The organism is Salinivibrio sp. MA351, from assembly GCF_001996065.1.
Lineage (GTDB): Bacteria > Pseudomonadota > Gammaproteobacteria > Enterobacterales > Vibrionaceae > Salinivibrio > Salinivibrio costicola.
The window spans coordinates 34,352-54,575 of the sequence record NZ_MUFG01000027.1 but is presented as its reverse complement, the minus strand read 5'-3'; the positions used below and the strand labels follow the sequence as shown (position 1 = coordinate 54,575).

The 20,224-nt window shown below is 49.6% G+C and carries 18 protein-coding genes; 11 read left to right on the top strand and 7 right to left on the bottom strand.

Annotated elements, in window-relative coordinates:
- Nucleotides 1–90: 90 nt before the first annotated feature.
- Complete coding sequence (locus BZG78_RS12990) at nt 91–1,521, top strand: 6-phospho-beta-glucosidase (RefSeq protein ID WP_077661436.1); 1,431 nt, start codon at nt 91–93, stop codon at nt 1,519–1,521.
- Between the two features lie 77 nt (nt 1,522–1,598).
- On the opposite strand, the gene BZG78_RS12985 is transcribed toward BZG78_RS12990, so the two are convergent.
- The 3 genes from BZG78_RS12985 to BZG78_RS12975 form a co-directional block, all read right to left on the bottom strand.
- Nucleotides 1,599–2,138 (bottom strand): histidine phosphatase family protein, encoded by a 540-nt coding sequence (locus tag BZG78_RS12985; RefSeq protein WP_077661435.1) that lies wholly within the window; start codon nt 2,136–2,138, stop codon nt 1,599–1,601.
- Nucleotides 2,139–2,312: 174 nt separating this feature from the next.
- Nucleotides 2,313–4,148, bottom strand: a complete 1,836-nt coding sequence (locus tag BZG78_RS12980) for a GGDEF domain-containing protein (protein WP_077661434.1) — start codon at nt 4,146–4,148, stop codon at nt 2,313–2,315.
- Nucleotides 4,149–5,216, bottom strand: a complete 1,068-nt coding sequence (locus BZG78_RS12975; RefSeq protein WP_077661433.1) for an ABC transporter substrate-binding protein — start codon at nt 5,214–5,216, stop codon at nt 4,149–4,151.
- 70 nt (nt 5,217–5,286) lie between these two features.
- Between BZG78_RS12975 and BZG78_RS12970 the strand changes: the two genes are divergently transcribed.
- The 6 genes from BZG78_RS12970 to BZG78_RS12945 all read left to right on the top strand — a co-directional run bounded on the left by BZG78_RS12970 (nt 5,287) and on the right by BZG78_RS12945 (nt 9,945).
- The gene (locus tag BZG78_RS12970; protein ID WP_077661432.1) at nt 5,287–5,673 is read left to right on the top strand and encodes a hypothetical protein; all 387 of its coding nucleotides are present in this window, start codon (nt 5,287–5,289) and stop codon (nt 5,671–5,673) included.
- Between the two features lie 58 nt (nt 5,674–5,731).
- Nucleotides 5,732–6,088 (top strand): hypothetical protein, encoded by a 357-nt coding sequence (locus BZG78_RS12965; protein ID WP_021024285.1) that lies wholly within the window; start codon nt 5,732–5,734, stop codon nt 6,086–6,088.
- 51 nt (nt 6,089–6,139) lie between these two features.
- Nucleotides 6,140–7,444 carry an MFS transporter gene (locus BZG78_RS12960; RefSeq protein WP_077661431.1) on the top strand — a complete coding sequence of 435 codons (1,305 nt, stop codon included), beginning with the start codon at nt 6,140–6,142 and terminating at the stop codon, nt 7,442–7,444.
- Nucleotides 7,445–7,586: 142 nt separating this feature from the next.
- Nucleotides 7,587–8,318, top strand: a complete 732-nt coding sequence (locus BZG78_RS12955) for a 5-oxoprolinase subunit PxpA (RefSeq protein ID WP_077661430.1) — start codon at nt 7,587–7,589, stop codon at nt 8,316–8,318.
- Nucleotides 8,315–9,010 (top strand): 5-oxoprolinase subunit PxpB, encoded by a 696-nt coding sequence (gene pxpB, locus BZG78_RS12950; protein WP_077661429.1) that lies wholly within the window; start codon nt 8,315–8,317, stop codon nt 9,008–9,010. Before BZG78_RS12955 ends, pxpB begins: the two co-directional genes overlap by 4 nt.
- The gene (locus BZG78_RS12945; protein ID WP_077661428.1) at nt 8,995–9,945 is read left to right on the top strand and encodes a biotin-dependent carboxyltransferase family protein; all 951 of its coding nucleotides are present in this window, start codon (nt 8,995–8,997) and stop codon (nt 9,943–9,945) included. The genes pxpB and BZG78_RS12945 overlap by 16 nt, the downstream gene beginning before the upstream one ends.
- Before the next feature lie 73 nt (nt 9,946–10,018).
- Here the strand turns inward: BZG78_RS12945 and BZG78_RS12940 are convergent, their stop codons facing one another.
- Together BZG78_RS12940 and BZG78_RS12935 are read right to left on the bottom strand one after the other, a co-directional pair.
- Entirely contained in the window at nt 10,019–11,848 is a 1,830-nt protein-coding gene (locus tag BZG78_RS12940; protein ID WP_077661427.1) for a DUF3413 domain-containing protein, read from the bottom strand.
- Between the two features lie 73 nt (nt 11,849–11,921).
- Nucleotides 11,922–12,323, bottom strand: coding sequence for a diacylglycerol kinase (locus BZG78_RS12935; protein ID WP_077661426.1), 402 nt, complete (start codon nt 12,321–12,323; stop codon nt 11,922–11,924).
- Nucleotides 12,324–12,419: 96 nt separating this feature from the next.
- Between BZG78_RS12935 and BZG78_RS12930 the strand changes: the two genes are divergently transcribed.
- Nucleotides 12,420–13,463, top strand: coding sequence for a glycosyltransferase family 9 protein (locus tag BZG78_RS12930; RefSeq protein ID WP_077661425.1), 1,044 nt, complete (start codon nt 12,420–12,422; stop codon nt 13,461–13,463).
- A gap of 40 nt (nt 13,464–13,503) precedes the next feature.
- Here BZG78_RS12930 and acnA read toward each other — a convergent pair whose 3' ends face one another.
- Entirely contained in the window at nt 13,504–16,248 is a 2,745-nt protein-coding gene (acnA, locus tag BZG78_RS12925) for an aconitate hydratase AcnA (protein WP_242413023.1), read from the bottom strand.
- A gap of 596 nt (nt 16,249–16,844) precedes the next feature.
- Here acnA and BZG78_RS12915 point away from each other — a divergent pair.
- From BZG78_RS12915 to BZG78_RS12905, 3 genes are all read left to right on the top strand, one after another.
- Entirely contained in the window at nt 16,845–17,480 is a 636-nt protein-coding gene (locus tag BZG78_RS12915) for a 2OG-Fe dioxygenase family protein (protein ID WP_077661423.1), read from the top strand.
- A gap of 2 nt (nt 17,481–17,482) precedes the next feature.
- Nucleotides 17,483–18,730 carry a cysteine desulfurase-like protein gene (locus BZG78_RS12910; RefSeq protein ID WP_021024274.1) on the top strand — a complete coding sequence of 416 codons (1,248 nt, stop codon included), beginning with the start codon at nt 17,483–17,485 and terminating at the stop codon, nt 18,728–18,730.
- 225 nt (nt 18,731–18,955) lie between these two features.
- Entirely contained in the window at nt 18,956–19,423 is a 468-nt protein-coding gene (locus BZG78_RS12905; RefSeq protein WP_077661422.1) for an ASCH domain-containing protein, read from the top strand.
- 27 nt (nt 19,424–19,450) lie between these two features.
- On the opposite strand, the gene BZG78_RS12900 is transcribed toward BZG78_RS12905, so the two are convergent.
- A complete protein-coding gene (locus BZG78_RS12900; RefSeq protein ID WP_077661421.1) occupies nt 19,451–20,221 on the bottom strand; it encodes a helix-turn-helix transcriptional regulator in 771 nt (256 codons plus the stop codon).
- Nucleotides 20,222–20,224: the final 3 nt, after the last annotated feature.

The following is a 20,224-nucleotide window of genomic DNA, read 5'->3' as shown; positions in this document are numbered from 1 at the left end:
GGAAAAGTGTTCAGGCAATCTTTGCGTCAGTTCACACTTCAGCAGCATTGAACCGGTTAGGCTGAGACAAAAACAAAGGAGAGGTAAGGCATGGGTAACAAGTTTCCTGACAATTTCTTATGGGGTGGCGCGGTTGCCGCGCATCAGGTAGAGGGTGGATGGAACTGTGATGGTAAAGGCGTGAGCATCGTTGATGTGCTTACCAAAGGTGAGCACGGCGTGCCGCGTAAGATTACCGAGCAAGTCCAGGCTGAAGAAACGTATCCCAACCATCAAGCGGTTGATTTTTACCATCGTTACCGCGACGACATTGCGATGTTCGCAGAGATGGGATTTAAATGCTTTCGGACGTCGATAGCGTGGTCCCGTATTTACCCAAATGGGGATGAAGAGACTCCTAACGAAGCGGGGCTGGCGTTTTATGATGGATTGATTGATTGCTTGTTAGAGCATGATATCGAGCCTGTCATTACATTGTCGCACTTTGAGATGCCGCACCACCTTGTCAGTGAATATGGTGGCTGGGCAAATCGAGCGGTCGTGGATCACTTCGTTCGTTTCTGTGAAGCCGTATTAACGCGCTACCGTGACAAAGTCACCTATTGGATTACCTTCAACGAGATAAATAACCAGCTTAACTGGGATTATCCGTTATTTGGTTATTGTAATTCGGGGGTGGTGTTTACCGAGCACGACCACCCTGAGCAAACCTTGTATCAAGTGCTACATCACCAATTTGTGGCCAGTGCCAAAGTGGTCGCACTGGGGCATGTGATTAATCCTGAATTTAGCATTGGCAGCATGATCCACATGATGCCTTTGTATCCTGCGACGTGCCATCCGGATGACATGTTAGCATCACAGCAAGCGATGCGAGATAAATACCTGTGCAGTGATGTACAGATAAGGGGTCATTACCCTCACTACATTTGGCCTCAATGGGCAAGCAAAGGGATTAAGGTGGTGATGCACGATGATGATGCGCAGATCTTAAAAAATGGTCAGGCGGATTTTTTGGCAATCAGTTACTACATGACCAATATTGTCGATGCTAATCCGCCAGAACAAGATGAAAATGCCTTGTTCAGCGCTAGTCGATTGAATCCACATTTGCCGGCGTCGGATTGGGGCTGGCAGATCGATCCGAAAGGGCTACGTTATGCACTTTCAGAGTTGTACGAACGCTATGAATTGCCCATTTTTGTGGTTGAAAATGGTCTAGGGGCGGTGGATATTCCCGATCAAACCGGCGCAATCAACGATGATTATCGTATCGACTATTTGTCGCAACACATTGAAGCGCTTGAAGAGGCGATTTCACTCGATGGTGTGGATGTGATGGGATACACGCCTTGGGGATGTATTGATTGTGTATCTTTCACCACCGGAGAATACCGCAAGCGGTATGGGTTCATTTATGTTGATCGTCATGACGATGGCAGTGGTGACTTTTCTCGCTCCCGTAAAAAAAGCTTTGACTGGTATAAACAGGTCATTGCCAACAATGGCTTGACGGGCTAGAGGATAGGCTAAAAGGGACGCGTTCGGCGTCCCTTTTGCTTTTATCGCTATACGACCGCTAGGATGAAGATGACGGTTTACACGTTAGGTTGATAATCAAATTCAATCACTTCGCCGTATTCAATGCCTTGTTCACGATAACCCACGATCGCCTCTATCACATTAAAATGTGCGACGACGGCAATGGTTGAATACTCGTGATACATGTCGAGCACAGCGCTCACGCGACGGTGCAAAGCTGTTGCGGATTCATAACCGGCGTTAGTAACCTCATTACCGTTGGCAAACAGCTCTCTATACTCAATCCAGCGACGATCGCGTTCAGAAAGAGGAATATAGCTCCCCTTTATATCCGCTTGCCATTCGCGTAAATCGTGCTCAACAAACAGATCTTTTTGCAGCTGTCGGTTGAGAATTTCTGCTGTTTGCAGGGCGCGCGTATAGGGCGACGACAATATAATATCCGCTTGTTGTAAGGCAGAGTGACTGGCCAAGGCCTGGATGTCTGGAATACACGCACGTTGTAGTGGCGCATAATCTTTTTCTAACTGACTCATCTGACGAGCATCTGCCAAAGCGTAATCGGTTTTTCCATGGCGGACAAAGACGACTTTCATCGGACTTCCTTCTCTAGCGTCGATCATGGCTATCAGCTTGCGGACATGTTTAGCAAGTGACATCCATTTGGACCAACAGTTGCTACAACCTCATTTGACATTGGGTTGTAGCATACCGTCATGATGCTGTCATGAAACGCCAGAAGGATAAAGGACATGACGTGAGCGAGCTCGCTATTTTTGATGATGGCGGTCAAGTATATTAATACGATTCCGTCCTTCCTCTTTCGCTTGATACAGACGTTGGTCTGCCATTTCTAGCAGATAAGAGTCAGTGGTTTCATCGGTCGGTTGCAAAATGATCCCGCCAATGCTCACTGTAATCGTCTTGCCATCTGGGTTTTTCGCATGGGTGAGGCCAAGTGCCGCAATGTCATCATGAATCGCATCAGCTAATGCATGAAGCTGAGAGGCGTAGTGAGTTGAAAGCGTGATAGCAAACTCTTCTCCCCCAAACCTTGCAACCGAGCCTTGAAAGGCTTGGGTTTGCTTGAGCAGTACCCGCGCAATCTTAGTGAGTACATCATCGCCTTTTAGATGCCCATACTCATCGTTGTACGCTTTGAAGTGATCGACATCGATCATCATTACCGCAACAGGTAAGTCATTCTCAATACCATGACGGATATGGCTCTTTAGCTCACGTTTAAAGGGGCGGCGTGTGCTCAGGCGGGTGAGGTCATCTGTCTCTGCCTGTACTTTCAGTTTTTCGTTGGCTGCGATCAGTTCTTCTTGCAACTGTTCCATAGCAAAGTGGTTGCGCTCTCGAATCATGACTTCACTAATCGCCGTCGCAAAGCGCTTCAATAATAACGTTTTGTTGTTATCCCAGATAAACGGTAATTGACGATTCGCCACCGTAATCATCCCAAAGCTCTTGCGGCCGTCGGTTAGTGGAAAAGCCGCAAAAGAGAGAATATGTCGTTGACGCAACCACGATCGTTCATTCATGGCATCATCGCCCAGCTGGCCAACGTGAGGGACCACCAATGTATCGGTATCTGCAAGCCAGCGTTTGATCATGTGCATGTCACTTAAATCCACTGTTTTTGGTGCAAAGTCGGCCTCTTCTGGCCAATAACAGCGACGTTCAGCGCGGTTCGAATCAAAGGCATACCAGCCGATGGCCTCTACTCCTAATAGTGACACCATTTGCGGGAAAATATGCTCAACGTCCTCGGTGATATGTTGAGAGTCAGCGCGTAGAAATTGAATCGAGATATCAGCCAATAATGAGCTCGCATTCGACTGCCAATTCAGTGCTTTTGTGCGTTGTTCTACTTGCTCTTCGAGCAACGTTTGATGTTGGCGTAGCTCGCGTTCTGTGATGCGTTTTTGTAATAAATCGTCTTTGATTCGGGACTGGAGCGAATTGATTGAACGAGAAACTTTACCAATCTCATCATTACGTTGAATTAATTGAACCGGCACACTACTTTGGCTGATTCTATCGGCTTGGTAATAGTCTAAAGTCGTTGCAAGTTGCTTGAGTGGCCGAGAGCAAAGCCGATTTAGCACCCAGAGAATCAGCAATGAAATCATCAATGTTTCGGTAAAATGAACGGCAGCAATAGGCACGGTACTACTCAATGCTTCACGCTTTACCTCGCTGTGATCAAGAACGATATTCAGAGTGCCAATATTATTACCTTGAACACTCAGCAATGCTTGGTGGTTGGCGTCACAATGACGACTGGTGTGATTAACTTCGGTAACCGTCGTGCCATCAAAACCTGTGACGTCGACCCGACAGACGGTGGGCGTCATCGCTAACCCTTTGACACTGCGGCGTACGAGTTCTAAATCAACAATCCATAGTGCATGGCTAATGACCCGAGCTGAATTTTGGCTGCGGCTTTCCACCAGTTGCGTTGTGGTTGTTAGTGCTCGCTGATAGTTGATATACATTTGCGTCAGGGTCGTCCCAATAGCAAAGAGCAAACTAATGGCGAGCACGATAAAGGCGACGCGAGTTTGAAGACCACGTAAGTTAATAGCGCGTTTTGTCACTTAGTTATCCATATCCGTTGAATGAGGCGTACATCGGCTTTCGGTCCGTCGAGCCATTTTTAAAAATGGAATCTCGTGCCAAGCTTGTTTGCGCAACTGTGTAAAAAAGCGTGAATCGGGTGTAATTAAACGAAAAAGTGCATTATTGCATCTTTTTGGTGTTGGTAAGCCGCTATCGTGCGCATAAATATGGCTTAATGCAAGACCGGCTGCGGTGAAATGCCCACCTCCTAGTGCTGAAATAGTACCAGCCTCACGTAAAGCGAGCACCTTTTCTGATGTGTTGACTGTGGCAAAGAAGATATCCTCGCCTGGTGTCTTTCCTGCTTGCTTCGCGGCTTTCATTGCGCCAAATGCCATGTGGTCATTGGCCGTCCACACGTAACGTACATCCGGGTAGCGTTGCAACAAGGTGTGCATCTGCTCTTGGCTAATGGACTCGTCCCATTGACCATGGACAATCTGACGCAAAGTAATATTTGGTTGCTCATCAAAAAAACGTTGACCCCCCGCTTCGCGTTGAACGGAGGCTGGCGTGGTGAGATCGCCCGAAATCATAACAGCGTCGCCAGACTCATTGTTACCTGCGTTTATCATTGCCTTCGCGATCGTATGACCAATGGCCTCGTTATCCGGAATGATGCTAGCTAGGAGATATTCTTGCCAATGCGTATCTTTTTCTATGGACATTTTTGTCTGTTCATCTATATCGTTTAAGATGACCTGAACGTAAATGGGATAATCGCGTAACATCGGAAGCAGATCATCCGCGGCTAATTTCTCATTAACGATGATGACATAATCGGGACGAGTCGGTTTATTTAAAGTGGCAGAGAGAATTTGGCGCATTGCAAAGTGATTACGATCTGCATGTCGAATGGTAAGGTCAAGATGCAACGCCTTGGCAGCAGCCTTGGCGTAATCGTCTACATCCTGCCAAAAGCTCTCATTGGCAAAGCCTGGATTGATAAAAAGTACTCTCGCCTGTTGTTGCGTCGTCGCGTAGGCAAGCGTATTGAAGAGCATGGCCACAGACGCAATAATCCATACCAACAGTGTGTTTTTCATTCTTATTACCAATCCTCGTATGTTTTTTCCCTTTTAGATATGATAGCGCATCTGTATAGGATTGATTGCGATGAAATCTTACAACAATAAAAAGACGTTTAAGCGCCATTTCCCAATGGATTTTTATGGCGACGGTGAAGGATGGCGTTTTGCTGTGCGTGCCGAATCTCCTGGCCAAGTTTTAGCGGCTAAATGCTGGGTTGCTTGTTTGAGTGTTCGCCGTCGAGCCTTTCGTATTGTTGATTTAGCTGTCGATAGCTTTAATTATGTGGATGGTGTGTTTGACGCGGCAGGATTGACTGGTATTGAGTTGGGGACAAACATGCGTATTCGGCGTCAGGGGCAAGTGGTTACGGTCGATGCATTGAACAACCGGTATGGTGCTTTGTGGACCCACCGCGAGGCGTCTATTTCATCGGTATGTATCAAGCCTGCTAACAAGATCGCAATCTCTTAGTCTCCCGCTGCTCGATAAGGCTATCCAGTGTCATACTGAAAAGAAAAGGCGGCAGCGTATGGTTTTTCTCGTCATAACAGCACTTACCGTTTTAGGTGGCGTGCTGGCAGGTGAACACTTTCATTCCTATCTTTTAGGCTTTGGCGTCGCTAGTACTGCCGTGGGAGTTTGTTATTGGATCACTTTTCGTAGCACGCATTATCCGCAGTTTGCTTTATTTTTGTTGTTGCTCGGTGTGGCGGCCAAAATGACAGTGACTGCGGCGGGTGTACTCCTCGGGTTAAAGCACTCGCTTATTACCTCCCCGTTTGTGTTTTCTTTGTCTTATCTTTTCTTTTTGTTTGCGTCGACCTATTGCTACTTTCGTTACCGCGAATATTGGTTAACACGTTTTCGACATAAAGATTTACAATGATTGACTCTAGTGCTGCTATCAAGCAAATAAATCATAGAGTTGGGGGGATGTGTGGATAAACTGGCGGATGATCTTCATCAAAAGCTATTTAACGAGGAAGACGCGCGGGCGTGTAAAGACATTGATGGCAGTGCGTGTCGCGAAGTACCGGGGAATTTTTTTCGTATTATCCTCAGCCAAGGGCTAACTAAAATCGGTGACGCGGTATCTAACCCGAAAATCGTATTACCAGCGTTGTTAACCGCTGTGGGTGCCCCCTTGGCCTTGGTTGGGCTGCTGGTGCCGATTCGAGAGGCGGGGTCGTTAGTGCCTCAGTTAGGTATTGCCGGTTATGTCCGCCAATTTGCGGTACGTAAGTGGGCATGGGTGGCCGGCTCTGCTATTCAAGGGGCTTGTATCCTGGCAATGGCCATCGCAGCGTTGCTTTTAACCGGTCAAGTGGCTGGCTGGAGCATTGTTGGCTTGCTGGTGATCTTTAGTTTGGCGCGAGGCCTTTGCTCGGTGGCATCGAAAGATGTTTTGGGTAAAACCATTCCTAAACCCCAGCGGGGACGCTTGAATGGCTGGTCGTCAAGCTTGGCGGGTGCGGTGACGATTGCTGCCGGTGTGGGTTTATTTAGTGTTTCTGATCAGCAACATGTTTGGGTGTACTGTGCGCTACTAGCATTCGGTGCTGCGCTCTGGTGGGTGGCAGCGGCGCTCTACAGCCAGGTGGATGAATACGAAGGAGCCACTGAAGGCGGTGCCAATGCGCTGACGCATGCGCTTTCTAAACTACGCTTACTGGTGGATGATAGACGGCTGCGCCATTTTGTGATCACGCGCTCCCTGTTACTGTGTTCGGCCTTATCCGCGCCCTATTATGTGTTGTTAGCCAGTCAGCATAGCCAAGCGTTGGCGATCACCACCGCAAGTTTTGTCGCAATTAGCGGCGTTGCGAGCCTCATTTCTGCACCTTTTTGGGGACTTTTTGCCGATCATTCTAGCCGCCAAGTGATGATGATCGCCGCCGTGGTCACGGCGGTACTGGGGCTGGTGGTGGTCAGTATTAGTCAGTGGTACCCCACGCTTTTCTCATTGGCGTGGGTGTTGCCTGGCGTCTATTTTGTCCTGACCATTGCTCACGAGGGCGTGCGTCTTGGGCGTAAAACCTACATTGTGAATATGGCCGAAGGTAATCGGCGCACTGATTATGTTTCAGTCAGCAATACACTCATTGGTCTCGTTTTGTTATTGATGGGCGCGGCTACTGCGTGGCTTAGTCAATGGGGGATCATGGTCGTCATTTCGGTATTGTCCGTTTTTGGTTTACTCGGCGCATTAATGGCGCGCGCGCTGCCTGAAGTAGAACGCTAAGCCGACGGCGGAACAGAAAAAAGGCGCTGAATCCGTCAGCGCCCGGCAAGCGCGACACAAGCCTTACCCTGACGATTTGGTTGGTTTATCCGTGGGTTAAAAAGCCGTAAGGTAGAGCAAAGTCAGTGAAATCGAGGGAATGATGAAACTAAACGCAGACATGGGTGAGAGCTTTGGTGCGTGGACGATGGGAATGGATAGCGCGCTGATGCCATGGATTGATATGGCCAATATTGCGTGTGGCTTTCATGCCTCTGATCCTGATGTAATGGCGGCCACGGTGGCACTTGCAGTAAAGCACAATGTAAGTATTGGTGCTCATCCCGGTTACGCCGATAAGCAGGGCTTTGGCCGTCGTCATATTGATCATAGCCCAGCACAAATTAGTCACCTCGTTCGCTATCAAATCGGCGCATTACAAGGGATCTGTGCACGCTTTAATGCGAGCCTTGATTATGTGAAGCCCCATGGTGCGCTGTATAACACCATGATGGTGGATAATGGTTGCTTTGAGGCGGTGTTGGCCGCGGTGGCTGATACGCTGCCTAATACGCCATTAATGGTGCTGGCACTGCCAGATAACCGTCGGCATCGCCAGCTTGCCCAACAAGCCGGTGTGCCGCTGATTTTTGAGGCCTTTGCCGATAGAGCCTATCTGGCGTCAGGACAATTGGCGCCGCGCAGTCAACCGGGCGCCGTGTTAGATGACGCCAACGCGATGATTGCGCAGGTGTTGCAGTTATCTCAACATGGCACGGTGACAACCCTTGAGGGACAAACGCTCTCTCTGTCGCCGGATACGGTGTGTGTGCATGGAGATAACCCACAATCGGTCGAGGCGATAAAACAACTCAGCAAGGCCTTAACACCATGACACTCAAGGTTGAGCAGGTCAGTGAAACCACGGTGATGATCCGGTTGGGCAATAAGATCGATCTTGCCTTAGTCCCACAGTTATCTGCGCTGTGTGAGCGAGTCCGCCAACACTTTAGCCGTGGTGTGGTTGAGTTAATTCCCGCCTACACCAGCGTTCTGGTGGAAGTGAATGTTCGCTTACTCTCGCCAGAAACGTTGAAAACGTGGGTGGTGAATCAAGGCGATTCACTGCGAGTCACCCGTGACGCTGGGAGTGGAAAACACGTGTCGTTGCCAGTGTATTATCATCCCTCGGTTGGGCCTGATCTGGCTGCGGTCGCCGAGTTTGCTGGCGTGAGTGAGCAAGAGGTGATTGCGCGACACAGCCAACAAACTTACACCGTTTGTGCGATTGGTTTCGCGCCCGGCTTTGCCTTTCTTGCGTCGGTGGATGAGACAATAGCCATGCCCCGTCATATCACGCCTCGTCATCAGATCCCCGCCGGCAGTGTGGGCATTGCACAACAGCAAACCGCGGTGTATCCGGCTGCGTCTCCTGCTGGTTGGCAAATTATTGGCAATTGTCCCAAGGTACTATTCAATCCCCGTCAATCGCCCATGATGCCGTTTGATGTAGGTGATACCGTCTGTTTTGAGCCGATGTCAGAGTCTGATTACCGCGCGGCAGGAGGTCAATGGTGGCAGGATTAACGGTGATCGACCCCGGGGTATTGAGCTTGGTGCAAGACACAGGGCGTTATGGGGTGGGCCAGCTTGGCTTAAGCCAAGGCGGGCCGGTCGATTGCCACGCATTTGCTTGGGCGAATTATTTACTCGATAACCCCGCAAAGACGCCGCTCGTCGAGATAACCATGGGTCAAGCACGTTTTCGTGCTGACCACGCGATGTCGATTGCCATCACCGGCGCAGACATGCAACCTTGTATTAATGGTCAGCGCATGGGTATGTGGCAGACCTTGACGCTAAATGCGGGTGATGAACTGCGTTTACGCTACGCACGCCATGGCTTGCGCGCCTATCTAGCGGTGCGTGACGGGTGGGCAGTAGATGGCGCATTTGGCAGTGCCTCGACGGTGATGCGCAATCAACTCGGCGGCCTTCATTCCGGATTCGGTGAACAGGCGGGAGGTATGGCGCTCGCGAAAGGAGATGTGTTGCCTTGCCGACCGCATGCGCTGTTGCCAAAGGTGCGCGGTGTGCCGACACGTTTTATTCCTGACTACAATGCCCTGACCCCACTGGCGCTTGTGCCGGGGTATCAATTTGATAGCTTCAGCTCCGAGGCGCTAACGGCATTTTTTGATGGCGAATACACGGTCGATCAGCACAGTGATCGTATGGGCGTGCGGCTCAATGGACCGAGCGTCGTAAGCAAGCAACCGGGTATTGTCTCCGAAGGCATTGCGCTCGGCGCCGTGCAAGTGCCCCCTGACGGTCAGCCGATTGTACTACTTAACGATCGGCAAACACTCGGTGGTTATCCTAAGCTTGGCTGTTTAACCCGTGCCAGCTTAAGCATGTTGGCGCAAACGCGACCCGGCCAGACCGTGCGTTTTTATCCGGCACGGCTGGCGGATGCATCAGCGCAATGGCAGACGTTTGTGCAGTTTTTTGACTGGATGTAGTCCGAAGAAAAATGGATAGATGAGCCTCTGGAAGACAGAGGCTCGTGAAGGGGAGTCTCGCGCAAACAACGGGCTAGCGGAAACGGCTAATTTGCTCGAGGGCTTTTTCCATTTGCGCAAAATCAGGTGACGCGTTTTCTATCGGTCGGTTGGTGTTATCCATGTATTGATATTGCCCTCCCGCACCGACTTCTAAAATGGTGTCGTCGGTGACTAATGCATAGCCGCTGTAGTTTGACGATAACACCCAATCTTGCCCGGGGTTGGGTGCAAGTAAGTCATGACCAATCGCGTAGCTGGCCGGATCGGACGTCACGCCCAAATAATGTTTCATCAGGGTGGGCGCAACATCTTGGTGGCTGGTGAGCTGTTTGCCGGTATCCACTTGTTTTGCATCGATGCCGGGGCCTATCATCGCGAAAGGCACGTGAATTTGTGGGTCAGTAAAATTGCTGTTGTGTCCCCAAAAATTTAGCTGGTTGTCATTCATTTCTTGGCCGTGATCGCCAGTGAGCACAATCAAGGTATTATCGAATTCCCCGCTTTGTTTTAGCTCCTCAACCACCTTTGCAACCAAACTATCAACGTAGCGTACGCTGGTCTTGTAGCGATTGAAAAACGGTGTTGGATCTGTCTCGTTATTTAGCTTGAGATAGTTAATTTCGTCCAACATCGGTTGATACTTGGGGGTAAAGTCCGCAGGAAAATCATAGCCATGTGGCGCATCGTAAAACAAAAACGAGAAGGTGGGACGATTGGCCTCACGCTGCTGGTGCCAACGGATCCAATCTTGGGTCAGATCTGCGTCTAGCTCGGCGGGAGAGTCGCCCTCAGAGCCGTTACGTAAATCGGACACCTTGGTAAACACGGTTTGGTTGAATTCCGGCTTTTCCAATTGCGCGGCGGTAAAAATACCCAGTTGATAATCGAGTGCCTGCAGACGATCCATCAATACCGGAGATTGCTGATTGGCAAGAAAGCTATGCCAATAGGTGCCGGGCATGCCATAAAACAGGCCAAAAATGCCGGTGCGGGTCGCGTTCCCCGTCGCAAGATGATGTGAATAGGTACGGCCACCTTGCGCCAACGCCCAAAGGTTAGGGGTGTTGTCAGCATTGAAGGTATCCGCACGCCATGAGTCAACCACCAAAAACATGATATTCAGCGGCTGCGCAACCTCAGTCGTACTTAGCGGCGAAAGGGGATAGTTAAGGTCGGCTTCGCGCTCCACATCCATCGCCTTTTGGCGCGCTAGAGCTTGTTCATCAATCCAGCCGTTTTTACGCATCATACTGTTAGCGGTGGCCGGATAAAAAAGCGGCAAATAACGTTTCACCGTTGTCACGGGCTGATACGCATAGGCTGCGGCCCAAATATGAATCCCGTGGGTGGCGAGCAAGGTAAGAAACGTGAGCAGCGCAAATTTTTTGCCGACCTTGTGCTGGAAGGAAAAGCGTGTCCGTGACAGCACAGTCAGTAGCGCCCATTGCGCGGCGACGCAGGCAACCACGCCACCGGTCACCATCAGCCAGGTGATGAGCGGGAAGCTGACAATCTGTCCGGCAAGGATCAGATCCAGCACCATGGCATTGATATGGAATCGGTATTGGGCAAAGACGATGGTATCAATGAAAAGGGTGATCACACCCACTGAGGCTATCAAGGCAAGTAACGGCTGACGCACCTTGGTTGGCAGCAGTAACAGCGGGAGTGTCACCAAGCCAACAATAGCGGCAAGTAAGGCCATCTGGCTAAAGGTACTGACCACGATAAAGGTGATACCTAGTGGCTCAGTGGGAAAACTAGGCAGAAACGCAAAGTAGCGGCTGGCTATTGCCATCAATACAAGGGCGTTAATGGCAATAAACCAGCTATGGGTTTGAAGTCGCGATTTAAAAGACATGGTTTCTTATCACAGTTGAGTTAATCAATTGGCAACGTAACGGGCGCGTTGCCAGGTTGTATGACGACGTGTTTTATCGAATAAGTGGGACACCAAAGTGATGCCATAAAATGGTAAGCCAGACCACACCTGCTAAAAGTAAACTGACAAACACCGCCGCAGAGCTGATGTCCTTGGCTCTACCACTGAGTTCATGGCGCTCTACACCCACTCTGTCGACCACGGCTTCAATGGCGGAGTTAAGTAGTTCGACGATAATCACTAACACAATGACGCTGAACATCATCAAGGATTCCGTCAGTGGTAATTGCAGCCAGAGCAATACGACTAGCGCCGCAGCCAATAATACAACTTCTTGACGGATCGCGGCTTCATGGTGATATGCCGCTTTTAATCCAGCCCAAGAATAGCCAGTGGCTTTAATGATACGTATCAGTCCTCGTGGCTTTTCTGAGGGGGATGTATTAGCGCCCATAAATACATTCTCGTAACAATTTGATCGATAGACTGGCATTTTACATTTAACCGAGCCAACTGCATAATCGGCGCGATAACTTAATTGGAATTTGTTATGCCTCTGTTTACTCACGCCCCACGCTCCCTGTGTTTTTTACGCCTCTCTGCGATTGGCGATGTTTGTCATGCGGTCGCGGCGATTCAAGCCGTGCAGCGCCATTGGCCGCAGACGCAGATCACTTGGGTGGTTGGTAAAGTTGAAGCACAGCTTTTAGCTGGGCTTGATGGGGTGGAGCTGGTGGTGTTTGATAAAAAAGCGGGATTGGCAGGCATGCGTCAAGTCTGGCGGCAGCTGAAAGGGCGCCGGTTTGATGCGTTAGTACATATGCAGCTTGCTTTACGCGCGAGCTTATTGACGGTAGGGATCGCCGCGCGCCATCGCGTGGGGTTTCATCGTCATCGAGCGAAAGAGGGACAGTGGCTGTTTACCAATAAGCGGATCCCCGATACCCAATCGTGCCATGTGTTAGATAGCTTTTTCGCCTTCACTCAATATTTGGGCGTGCCGGTTACGCCGCCGCAGTGGCAACTGCCTCTTTCTGAGGACGATCATGCCTTTGCCAAAGCGCAACTGGGTGACAAGCCTACTGTCGTGATCAGTCCAGCCGCGAGTAAAGATGAGCGCAACTGGCTACCAGAGCGTTACGCTGAATTTGCCGACTACGCAGTCGGTAAAGGGTATCAGGTGGTACTCTGTGGTTCGCCGGCGGCGCGTGAAAAAACGCTGGCCGCCTGCATTATCGCTGCTGCTAACGCACCACTGGTTAACTTGGTGGGACAAACAAGCCTTAAGCAATTAGCTGCTGTGCTCGCACGCGCCGATGCGGTGCTGGCTCCCGATTCTGGCCCCGCACACATGGCAACCACACAAGGCACGCCTGTCTTAGGCCTTTATGGCCATAGCAACCCGAAGCGGACCGGCCCTTATAACAATCTCGCGGATGTGGTCAGTGTTTATGAAACCTTTGCTGAACAGCAACATGGCAAGTCCGTTGATCAATTGGCATGGAGCACGCGGGTGAAAGGCGATCACGTGATGGCTGCCATTGATACACAGCAGGTGATCGACGCATTTGAAACCATGATGGCGAAGCAATAGAAAAAGGCCCCGTAGGGCCTTTTGTGTATCAATGCCAGTATTAGCTGGCGAGCTGGCGGAGCACATAGTGAAGAATGCCGCCATGGCGGTAGTAATCCCACTCAACCGCGGTATCGATGCGGACATTGACGTTAAACTCAATGGTTTTATCATCCCGCACCGCTCGCACTTTGAGGGTGGACGGTTCGCCGCTAACCTCGTCAAAGTCGAATGCTTCCGTGCCATTTAAGCCAAGCGATTCGACGGAGTCACTGTCTTTAAACTGCAACGGAAGCACACCAAAGCCAACCAAGTTAGAACGGTGAATACGTTCAAAACTTTCAGCAATGACGGCTTTAATGCCTAATAGGTTAGTGCCTTTTGCAGCCCAGTCACGACTTGATCCCGTGCCGTACTCTTTACCCGCAAGCACTACAAGTGGTGTCCCCTCGGCTTGATAGCGCTGAGCCGCTTCATAGATACTCATTTGCTCATTGGTGGGCAAATAGGTAGTCATACCGCCTTCGGTGCCCGGCGCCATTTGGTTTTTTAAACGTACGTTGGCAAAGGTACCGCGCACCATGACTTCGTGGTTACCGCGGCGCGAGCCATAGCTGTTGAAATCCTTCGGCTCTACACCTTTAGATTTCAAGTATTCGCCCGCGGGGCTATCTGGCTTAATTGCGCCGGCGGGTGAGATATGGTCAGTAGTAATAGAGTCACCTACTTTGACCACACAGCGCGCTCCCTTGATAGGTTTTATCTCAGGAAGTGCCATGGTCATGCCGTCAAAGTACGTTGGCTTTTTAACGTAGGTTGAATCGGGCCATGAATAGATCTCATCTTGTGGCACTGGTAATTGTTGCCATGCCTCGGTCCCTGCAAACACATCTGCGTATTTGTTTTTATAAAGCCCGTCGGTCATTGCTGCTTGAATGGTGTCTGCCACTTCTTTTGGCGTTGGCCATATATCATTAAGATAGACGGGCTTGCCTTGTTGATCGTTTCCTAGCGGCTCTTTGAGAACATCAATATTCATATTGCCCGCCAGTGCGTAGGCAACGACTAGTGGTGGTGAGGCTAGATAGTTAGCTTTCACATCTTGATGAATACGGCCTTCGAAATTCCGGTTGCCCGATAGCACGCTAGTGGCTAATAAATCCGCGGAACGAATGGCTTCTGCAATTGGCTCAGGCAATGGTCCTGAGTTACCAATACAGGTGGTACAGCCAAAGCCAACGATATTAAAGCCAAGCGCTGCAAGCGGCTCGAGCAGCCCGACGTTTTCTAAATAAGCCGGCACTACTTGTGAGCCAGGGGCGAATGATGTCTTAACCCAAGGCTTAGTATTTAAGCCTAAATCTCGCGCTTTTTGTGCCACTAATCCGGCTGCCACCAGTACGGCAGGGTTCGAGGTGTTGGTGCAAGAGGTGATCGCAGCAATCACAACCGCGCCGTGCTCAAGGTTGAATGTTTCTCCTTTGTATTCGACCGCCACTTTGCCCTGTTCGCGTAGGCTTGGGTTGTCCACGGCTGTTTGCCCGCCTTCGCTGGCAAAGCTTGCAATCACATTATTCGCCGCTGCTTGCTCTTTTTCTAACAGCTGATCAAACTGACTTTTTGCCTCGGTTAAGGCGATGCGATCTTGTGGCCGTTTCGGACCGGCAAGACTTGGCACCACATCGCCAAGGTCAAGTTGCAAGGTATCGCTGTAATCTGCCACCGGTGCATCATCATCGCGCCACAAGCCCTGTGCTTTGGCATAGGTTTCGACCAAGGTAATTTGATCCTCGGTACGGCCTGTCAGGCGCATATAACTGAGCGTTTCTTCATCAATCGGGAAAATGCCGCATGTTGCGCCATACTCTGGTGCCATATTGGCAATGGTCGCGCGATCAGCCAACGGCAGTTTCGCGAGGCCAGGACCGTAAAATTCAACAAACTTACCCACCACACCACGTTCACGCAGCATTTGGGTGACGGTGAGTACTAGGTCAGTGGCAGTAGCTGACGCGGGCAATTCGCCTTTTAGCTCAAAGCCGACCACTTCAGGGATCAACATAGTAATAGGCTGCCCAAGCATTGCGGCTTCGGCCTCAATACCGCCAACCCCCCAGCCAAGCACACCGAGCCCGTTAATCATGGTGGTGTGAGAATCTGTACCAACCAGTGTGTCTGGCATGGCTAACTTGTTGCCACCTTTTTCTTCGACGAGTACGCCGGGAGCGAGATATTCGAGATTGACTTGGTGCACGATTCCAGTACCTGGAGGCACGACACGGAAGTTAGAGAATGCTTGTTGGCCCCAACGTAAAAATTGGTAACGCTCGCCGTTACGCTGGAACTCAATCTCGGTATTTTTCTGTAGAGAATCAACGTGGCCGTAGTCATCCACCATAACGGAGTGGTCAATGACCAGGTCAACCGCGCCGAGTGGGTTGATTTTGGCCGGATCACCGTTTAAGTCGCGCATGGCAGCACGCATAGCGGCTAAGTCAACCACGGCAGGCACGCCGGTGAAATCTTGAAGGACAACGCGCGCCGGAGTGAAATTGACCTGATCTTGTCCGGCGTGGTCGGCTTGCCACTGACAAAGCGTACGAATGTCATCCGCAGAGACATTCTTACCGTCTTCTTTACGTAGTAAGTTTTCTAACAGCACTTTTAAACAGTAGGGTAAGCGACTGATATCGAATGGCTCGGGCAATGCATCAAGTCGATAATAATCATAGCTCTCACCGTTGACGTGTAGGGTACGCCGGGTGTTGAAGCTGTCTTGGCTTTTGGAGTCAGGTGTATTGCTCACGGGTGCCTCCCCTGGTCGGTTATTGTGAGTAAAAGAAACGGTCATCATGCGTTGCAGGCAACAGTCTCTCTTGGGGATTGCTTATTTTACCTTCATTATTGTAAATGGGGTTTTGTTGAAGTTAAAGGTTCGTTATCACGATACGGTCGATGGTTCTCATTGATCAATCCTTTTGTTTCACAACGTGCGCAAATAGCGCACTCAATGAGAGTATAGAAGGCTCTGCATCAGCGGGCGCTTCCGCTAAAAAGGGCTTATTTGGTATCAATGAACCATACTGATCTATTCTAAATGGCAACTTTTCGTGACAGTAATTAGTCATTCTGCCTATGGAAAATATCGCTATTTTCATCTTTGTTAGCCATTAATGCTAATGTTTTGGAAATGTTAATCATGCATCTGGAGCGTTTCAATCGCTTAACGTTTTTAACTAGTCTAAAATGCTATTTAGGGCTTTTTTGGTCGATAAATCTAGGGGTAAAACTGGAAATAGTAGGGGATTTAATTGATTATTCCATGTAGCGCATTTGTTAAATTTTTTGTCTGACAATTGCATTGCATCACTGTGTGCTTCGGCATGACAAAAGGAGACAGCCATGAATACCTCAACCCTACTCATGCAGCTTAATCAGTTAGATGATCATCATATCAAGCAACTGCAACCTTCATTTAACCGGTTACCTGACACTTCGCATGCGGATGGTGGATTTCGCCTGCGTCGTTACTCGATCGTTCATGTCTTTGACGGCGGGGTTGAAAAGCTGCCGCCACGACCATTTATGCAAACTTCTGATATCAATGAATTCCAAGGTGATGTGGCACGGACGTTTGAAGATATCGAGCCCGAGACAGTACAAACGCCAGGGTTTCATGCGATGTGCCGAACCTTTCGCGACCTCTATCAACTTAGTGATGATAATGATATCGAAATCCACCAGATTCGTATTCAGGCGGATAATCAATCTGTACAGGTCGCCCCAGAAGGCGTTCACCAAGACGGCTTTGATCATATCGCCATTGTGAGCATTGGCCGCGATAATATTGATGGCGGTGATTTTCAGGTGTTTCGTCACAAAACTAGCGCACCACTCTTTAGTCTCCCATTGATGCCGGGTGAAATGGCGGCCCTCGATGATCGTGCCCTTTGGCATTATGCTGAACCGATTACTCCCGTTAATCATGCGCAATCAGGCACGATGGATGTATTTGTACTCACAGCAACAAGGAAGTAACGATGATACCGGCAGTTTTTTCTCCCCATGCAGTACGAGGCCATTTTCCTGCATTGACGCAAACTATTGACGGCCAATCCGTTGCTTTTTTTGATGGGCCAGGGGGGGCGCAAGTACCGCAATCTGTACTGGATGCCATGGTGACTTATCTGGGGCACTATAATGCGAACTTGGGGGGACAATTTTTTTCTGGGCATCACACCACCGCAATGATGCAACAGGCACGTGATAGCGCCGCTGCTTTTGTCAATGCGCCATCATCGGACTGTATGGTCTTTGGCCCGAATATGACAACGTTGACGTTTTCGTTAAGTCGCGCAATCAGCCGTGATTGGCAAGCTGGTGATGAGGTGATTGTCTCGGCACTCGATCATTATTCTAATGTCTCTAGCTGGCAGCAGGCCGCACACGATAAAGGGGCGACTGTTAAGCAGGTGCGAGTGGATGAATCCAATTATTCGATCGATATGACGCACCTTGTCAGTCTTATTACGGACAAAACCAAACTGATTGCGGTGACGCTGGCCTCAAATACCACTGGTAGTTTGGTGGATGTAGCAAACGTGGTAGAGATGGCAAGAAAGGTTGGTGCCAAAGTCTATGTCGATGCTGTCCATTACGCTCCGCATTATTTGGTCGATGTACAAGCATTAGGCTGTGACTTTCTTGCCTGTTCGGCGTACAAGTTTTTTGGCCCACATCTGGGTTTTGTATATGTGGCGCCTGAGTGGGTACAGACGTTGAAACCTTACAAAGTCGAGCCAGCCACAAACCAAGGTCCCGGTCGATTTGAAACAGGTACTCAGAGTTTTGAGGCGATTGCCGGATTTATTGCGGTGGTGGAATATCTCGCGCAGTGGGGCGATCCTGATTGTTCACTAAGAGAAAGATTGGCACAAAGCTATCGCCAGTATCAGGCGCATGAACAGCAGTTATCCGCCCATTTTATTGACCTGATGCAGGCCTATCCCAATGTTCACATTTATGGGATCACGGATGATGACCAGTTGGCTTATAGAACCCCAACCTTTGCGATCCGGATTGAAGGCGTCACGCCCGCGGATGTGGCGCAAGCGCTAGGGAAGCAACATTTTTGCGTGTGGAATGGCCACTTTTATGCCCAAGGTTTGTGCGAACAGCTTGATATTTTAGACAAAGGCGGTGTGATCCGTATCGGTATGATGCATTACAACACCGTTGATGAAATTGACCGGCTACACCAAGCCTTATTGCCATTTATTAGCGATTAAGGTTAATCAACCTCTCAAGCGGCCAAAAGAGCCGCTTTTTTTAGTTAAAATTGGCCTCGATTGAGATTTAAGTGTGAATTTATTCACAATGCAACCTTGAAACGTTAGCTCGCTCATAGGCGAATGCCTATCCGTACGTTATGATCACCACTGTTAGCACTGCCCAAGAAGCTGTTCAGAAAGAAATCATTTAAAAAGAAACCAATAATAATTAAGGCGAGACCCATGACTGAAGAACAAAACGCCTTTTGGCATCAATATCTTGCGACTCTTCCCTCTGACCAACGGCCAGCCGATGATCAAGTAGTGGTGGACACCTTAAGTCATCACACGGTGAGAGCGAATGAAGTCGCGACATTAGTGAGCCTAAACAAAAAGAAAGCGCATTGCCGGTTGCGCAGCTCTTTGGAAGAGAAAAATGCGGTGATCCCTCAAAAAGGACATTATAAGATCGTCCTTAATGGTCACCAGCGACCCGTGTGTATCGTCAAAACCACACAGGTGAGTTATTGCCCGTTTAACCAAGTTAACGCCGAATTTGCGGCACGTGAAGGCGAGGGAGATGGCTCTTACCAATGTTGGCACGAAGCGCATTGGGGTTACTTCTCCCAGTACGCCAAAACACACGGCCTGCATTTTGATGAGCACTCGGATGTGGTGCTTGAAGAGTTTGAGAAAGTCTATCCACTCTAAAAATCAAAGCCGCGTAGAGCGGCTTTTTTAATGGTGATTCATCTTCATGTAAGTCCGAGGTGACTCTCCCAGCATGGTTCTGAAAAATGTGATAAACGCACTGTCACTGGCAAAGTGTAATCGATGGGCGATATCACCTTGCTTTTTTCCCGCGGCGAGTAGCTCTATCGCTTTAATGATCCGCCATTGTTGTCGCCATTGCTGATAGCTCATCCCCGTTTCTTTCTTAAACAAACGCGTGATCGTTTTTTCAGAGGCGCCGCATCGTGTTGCTGCTTCTTTTAACGGTGGGAGTACATCCATTTCGAGGAGCGGCGATAAACGATAATCCGCCGGCAAAGGCAACGTCATTGTTTCTTCTTTAGCGCTTGTCAGCTCATCGATACATACAGCGAGAAGGTTGGCTGGTGCGCCACATTGCCAATCCGTCGTAAACGAAGAAAGAGCAATACGCTCCAGAACTTCTGTTAGTAATGGTGTTGTCGTCAGGATCATTAACTGAGTAGGTAATTGGGTGATTACCCTTTGGTCAAAATAGATCGAGCGGTAGCCTACCGTGTGTTGCATCTCAACCCTATGTTTGCATTGGCCCGGAATCCAGGCAACTCGAGTGGGAGGCAAGATACTGACTGAGTTCGCGAGGGTTATCCGCATACAGCCATGCTGACTAAAGAGTAATTGGCCTTTTTGGTGATAGTGAAAGCCTGAGTCGTGCGAGGTTAAGTCAGCACCAATCCCCAGCACCGAATTATCGAGCATATCAGGATCAAAGTTATCGTCGCTGTTGAGCCATGCCATTAC

Excerpts from the sequence above, each read along its gene's own strand:
- BZG78_RS12910 (WP_021024274.1), top strand. The coding sequence starts at position 17,483 with ATGATACCGGCAGTTTTTTCTCCCCATGCAGTACGAGGCCATTTTCCT.
- BZG78_RS12970 (WP_077661432.1), top strand. The coding sequence starts at position 5,287 with ATGAAATCTTACAACAATAAAAAGACGTTTAAGCGCCATTTCCCAATG.
- BZG78_RS12955 (WP_077661430.1), top strand. The coding sequence starts at position 7,587 with ATGAAACTAAACGCAGACATGGGTGAGAGCTTTGGTGCGTGGACGATG.
- BZG78_RS12935 (WP_077661426.1), bottom strand. The coding sequence starts at position 12,323 with ATGGGCGCTAATACATCCCCCTCAGAAAAGCCACGAGGACTGATACGT.
- pxpB (WP_077661429.1), top strand. The coding sequence starts at position 8,315 with ATGACACTCAAGGTTGAGCAGGTCAGTGAAACCACGGTGATGATCCGG.
- BZG78_RS12905 (WP_077661422.1), top strand. The coding sequence starts at position 18,956 with ATGACTGAAGAACAAAACGCCTTTTGGCATCAATATCTTGCGACTCTT.
- BZG78_RS12975 (WP_077661433.1), bottom strand. The coding sequence starts at position 5,216 with ATGAAAAACACACTGTTGGTATGGATTATTGCGTCTGTGGCCATGCTC.
- BZG78_RS12900 (WP_077661421.1), bottom strand. The coding sequence starts at position 20,221 with ATGGCATGGCTCAACAGCGACGATAACTTTGATCCTGATATGCTCGAT.
- BZG78_RS12915 (WP_077661423.1), top strand. The coding sequence starts at position 16,845 with ATGAATACCTCAACCCTACTCATGCAGCTTAATCAGTTAGATGATCAT.
- BZG78_RS12985 (WP_077661435.1), bottom strand. The coding sequence starts at position 2,138 with ATGAAAGTCGTCTTTGTCCGCCATGGAAAAACCGATTACGCTTTGGCA.
- BZG78_RS12930 (WP_077661425.1), top strand. The coding sequence starts at position 12,420 with ATGCCTCTGTTTACTCACGCCCCACGCTCCCTGTGTTTTTTACGCCTC.
- BZG78_RS12990 (WP_077661436.1), top strand. The coding sequence starts at position 91 with ATGGGTAACAAGTTTCCTGACAATTTCTTATGGGGTGGCGCGGTTGCC.
- BZG78_RS12965 (WP_021024285.1), top strand. The coding sequence starts at position 5,732 with ATGGTTTTTCTCGTCATAACAGCACTTACCGTTTTAGGTGGCGTGCTG.
- BZG78_RS12945 (WP_077661428.1), top strand. The coding sequence starts at position 8,995 with ATGGTGGCAGGATTAACGGTGATCGACCCCGGGGTATTGAGCTTGGTG.
- BZG78_RS12940 (WP_077661427.1), bottom strand. The coding sequence starts at position 11,848 with ATGTCTTTTAAATCGCGACTTCAAACCCATAGCTGGTTTATTGCCATT.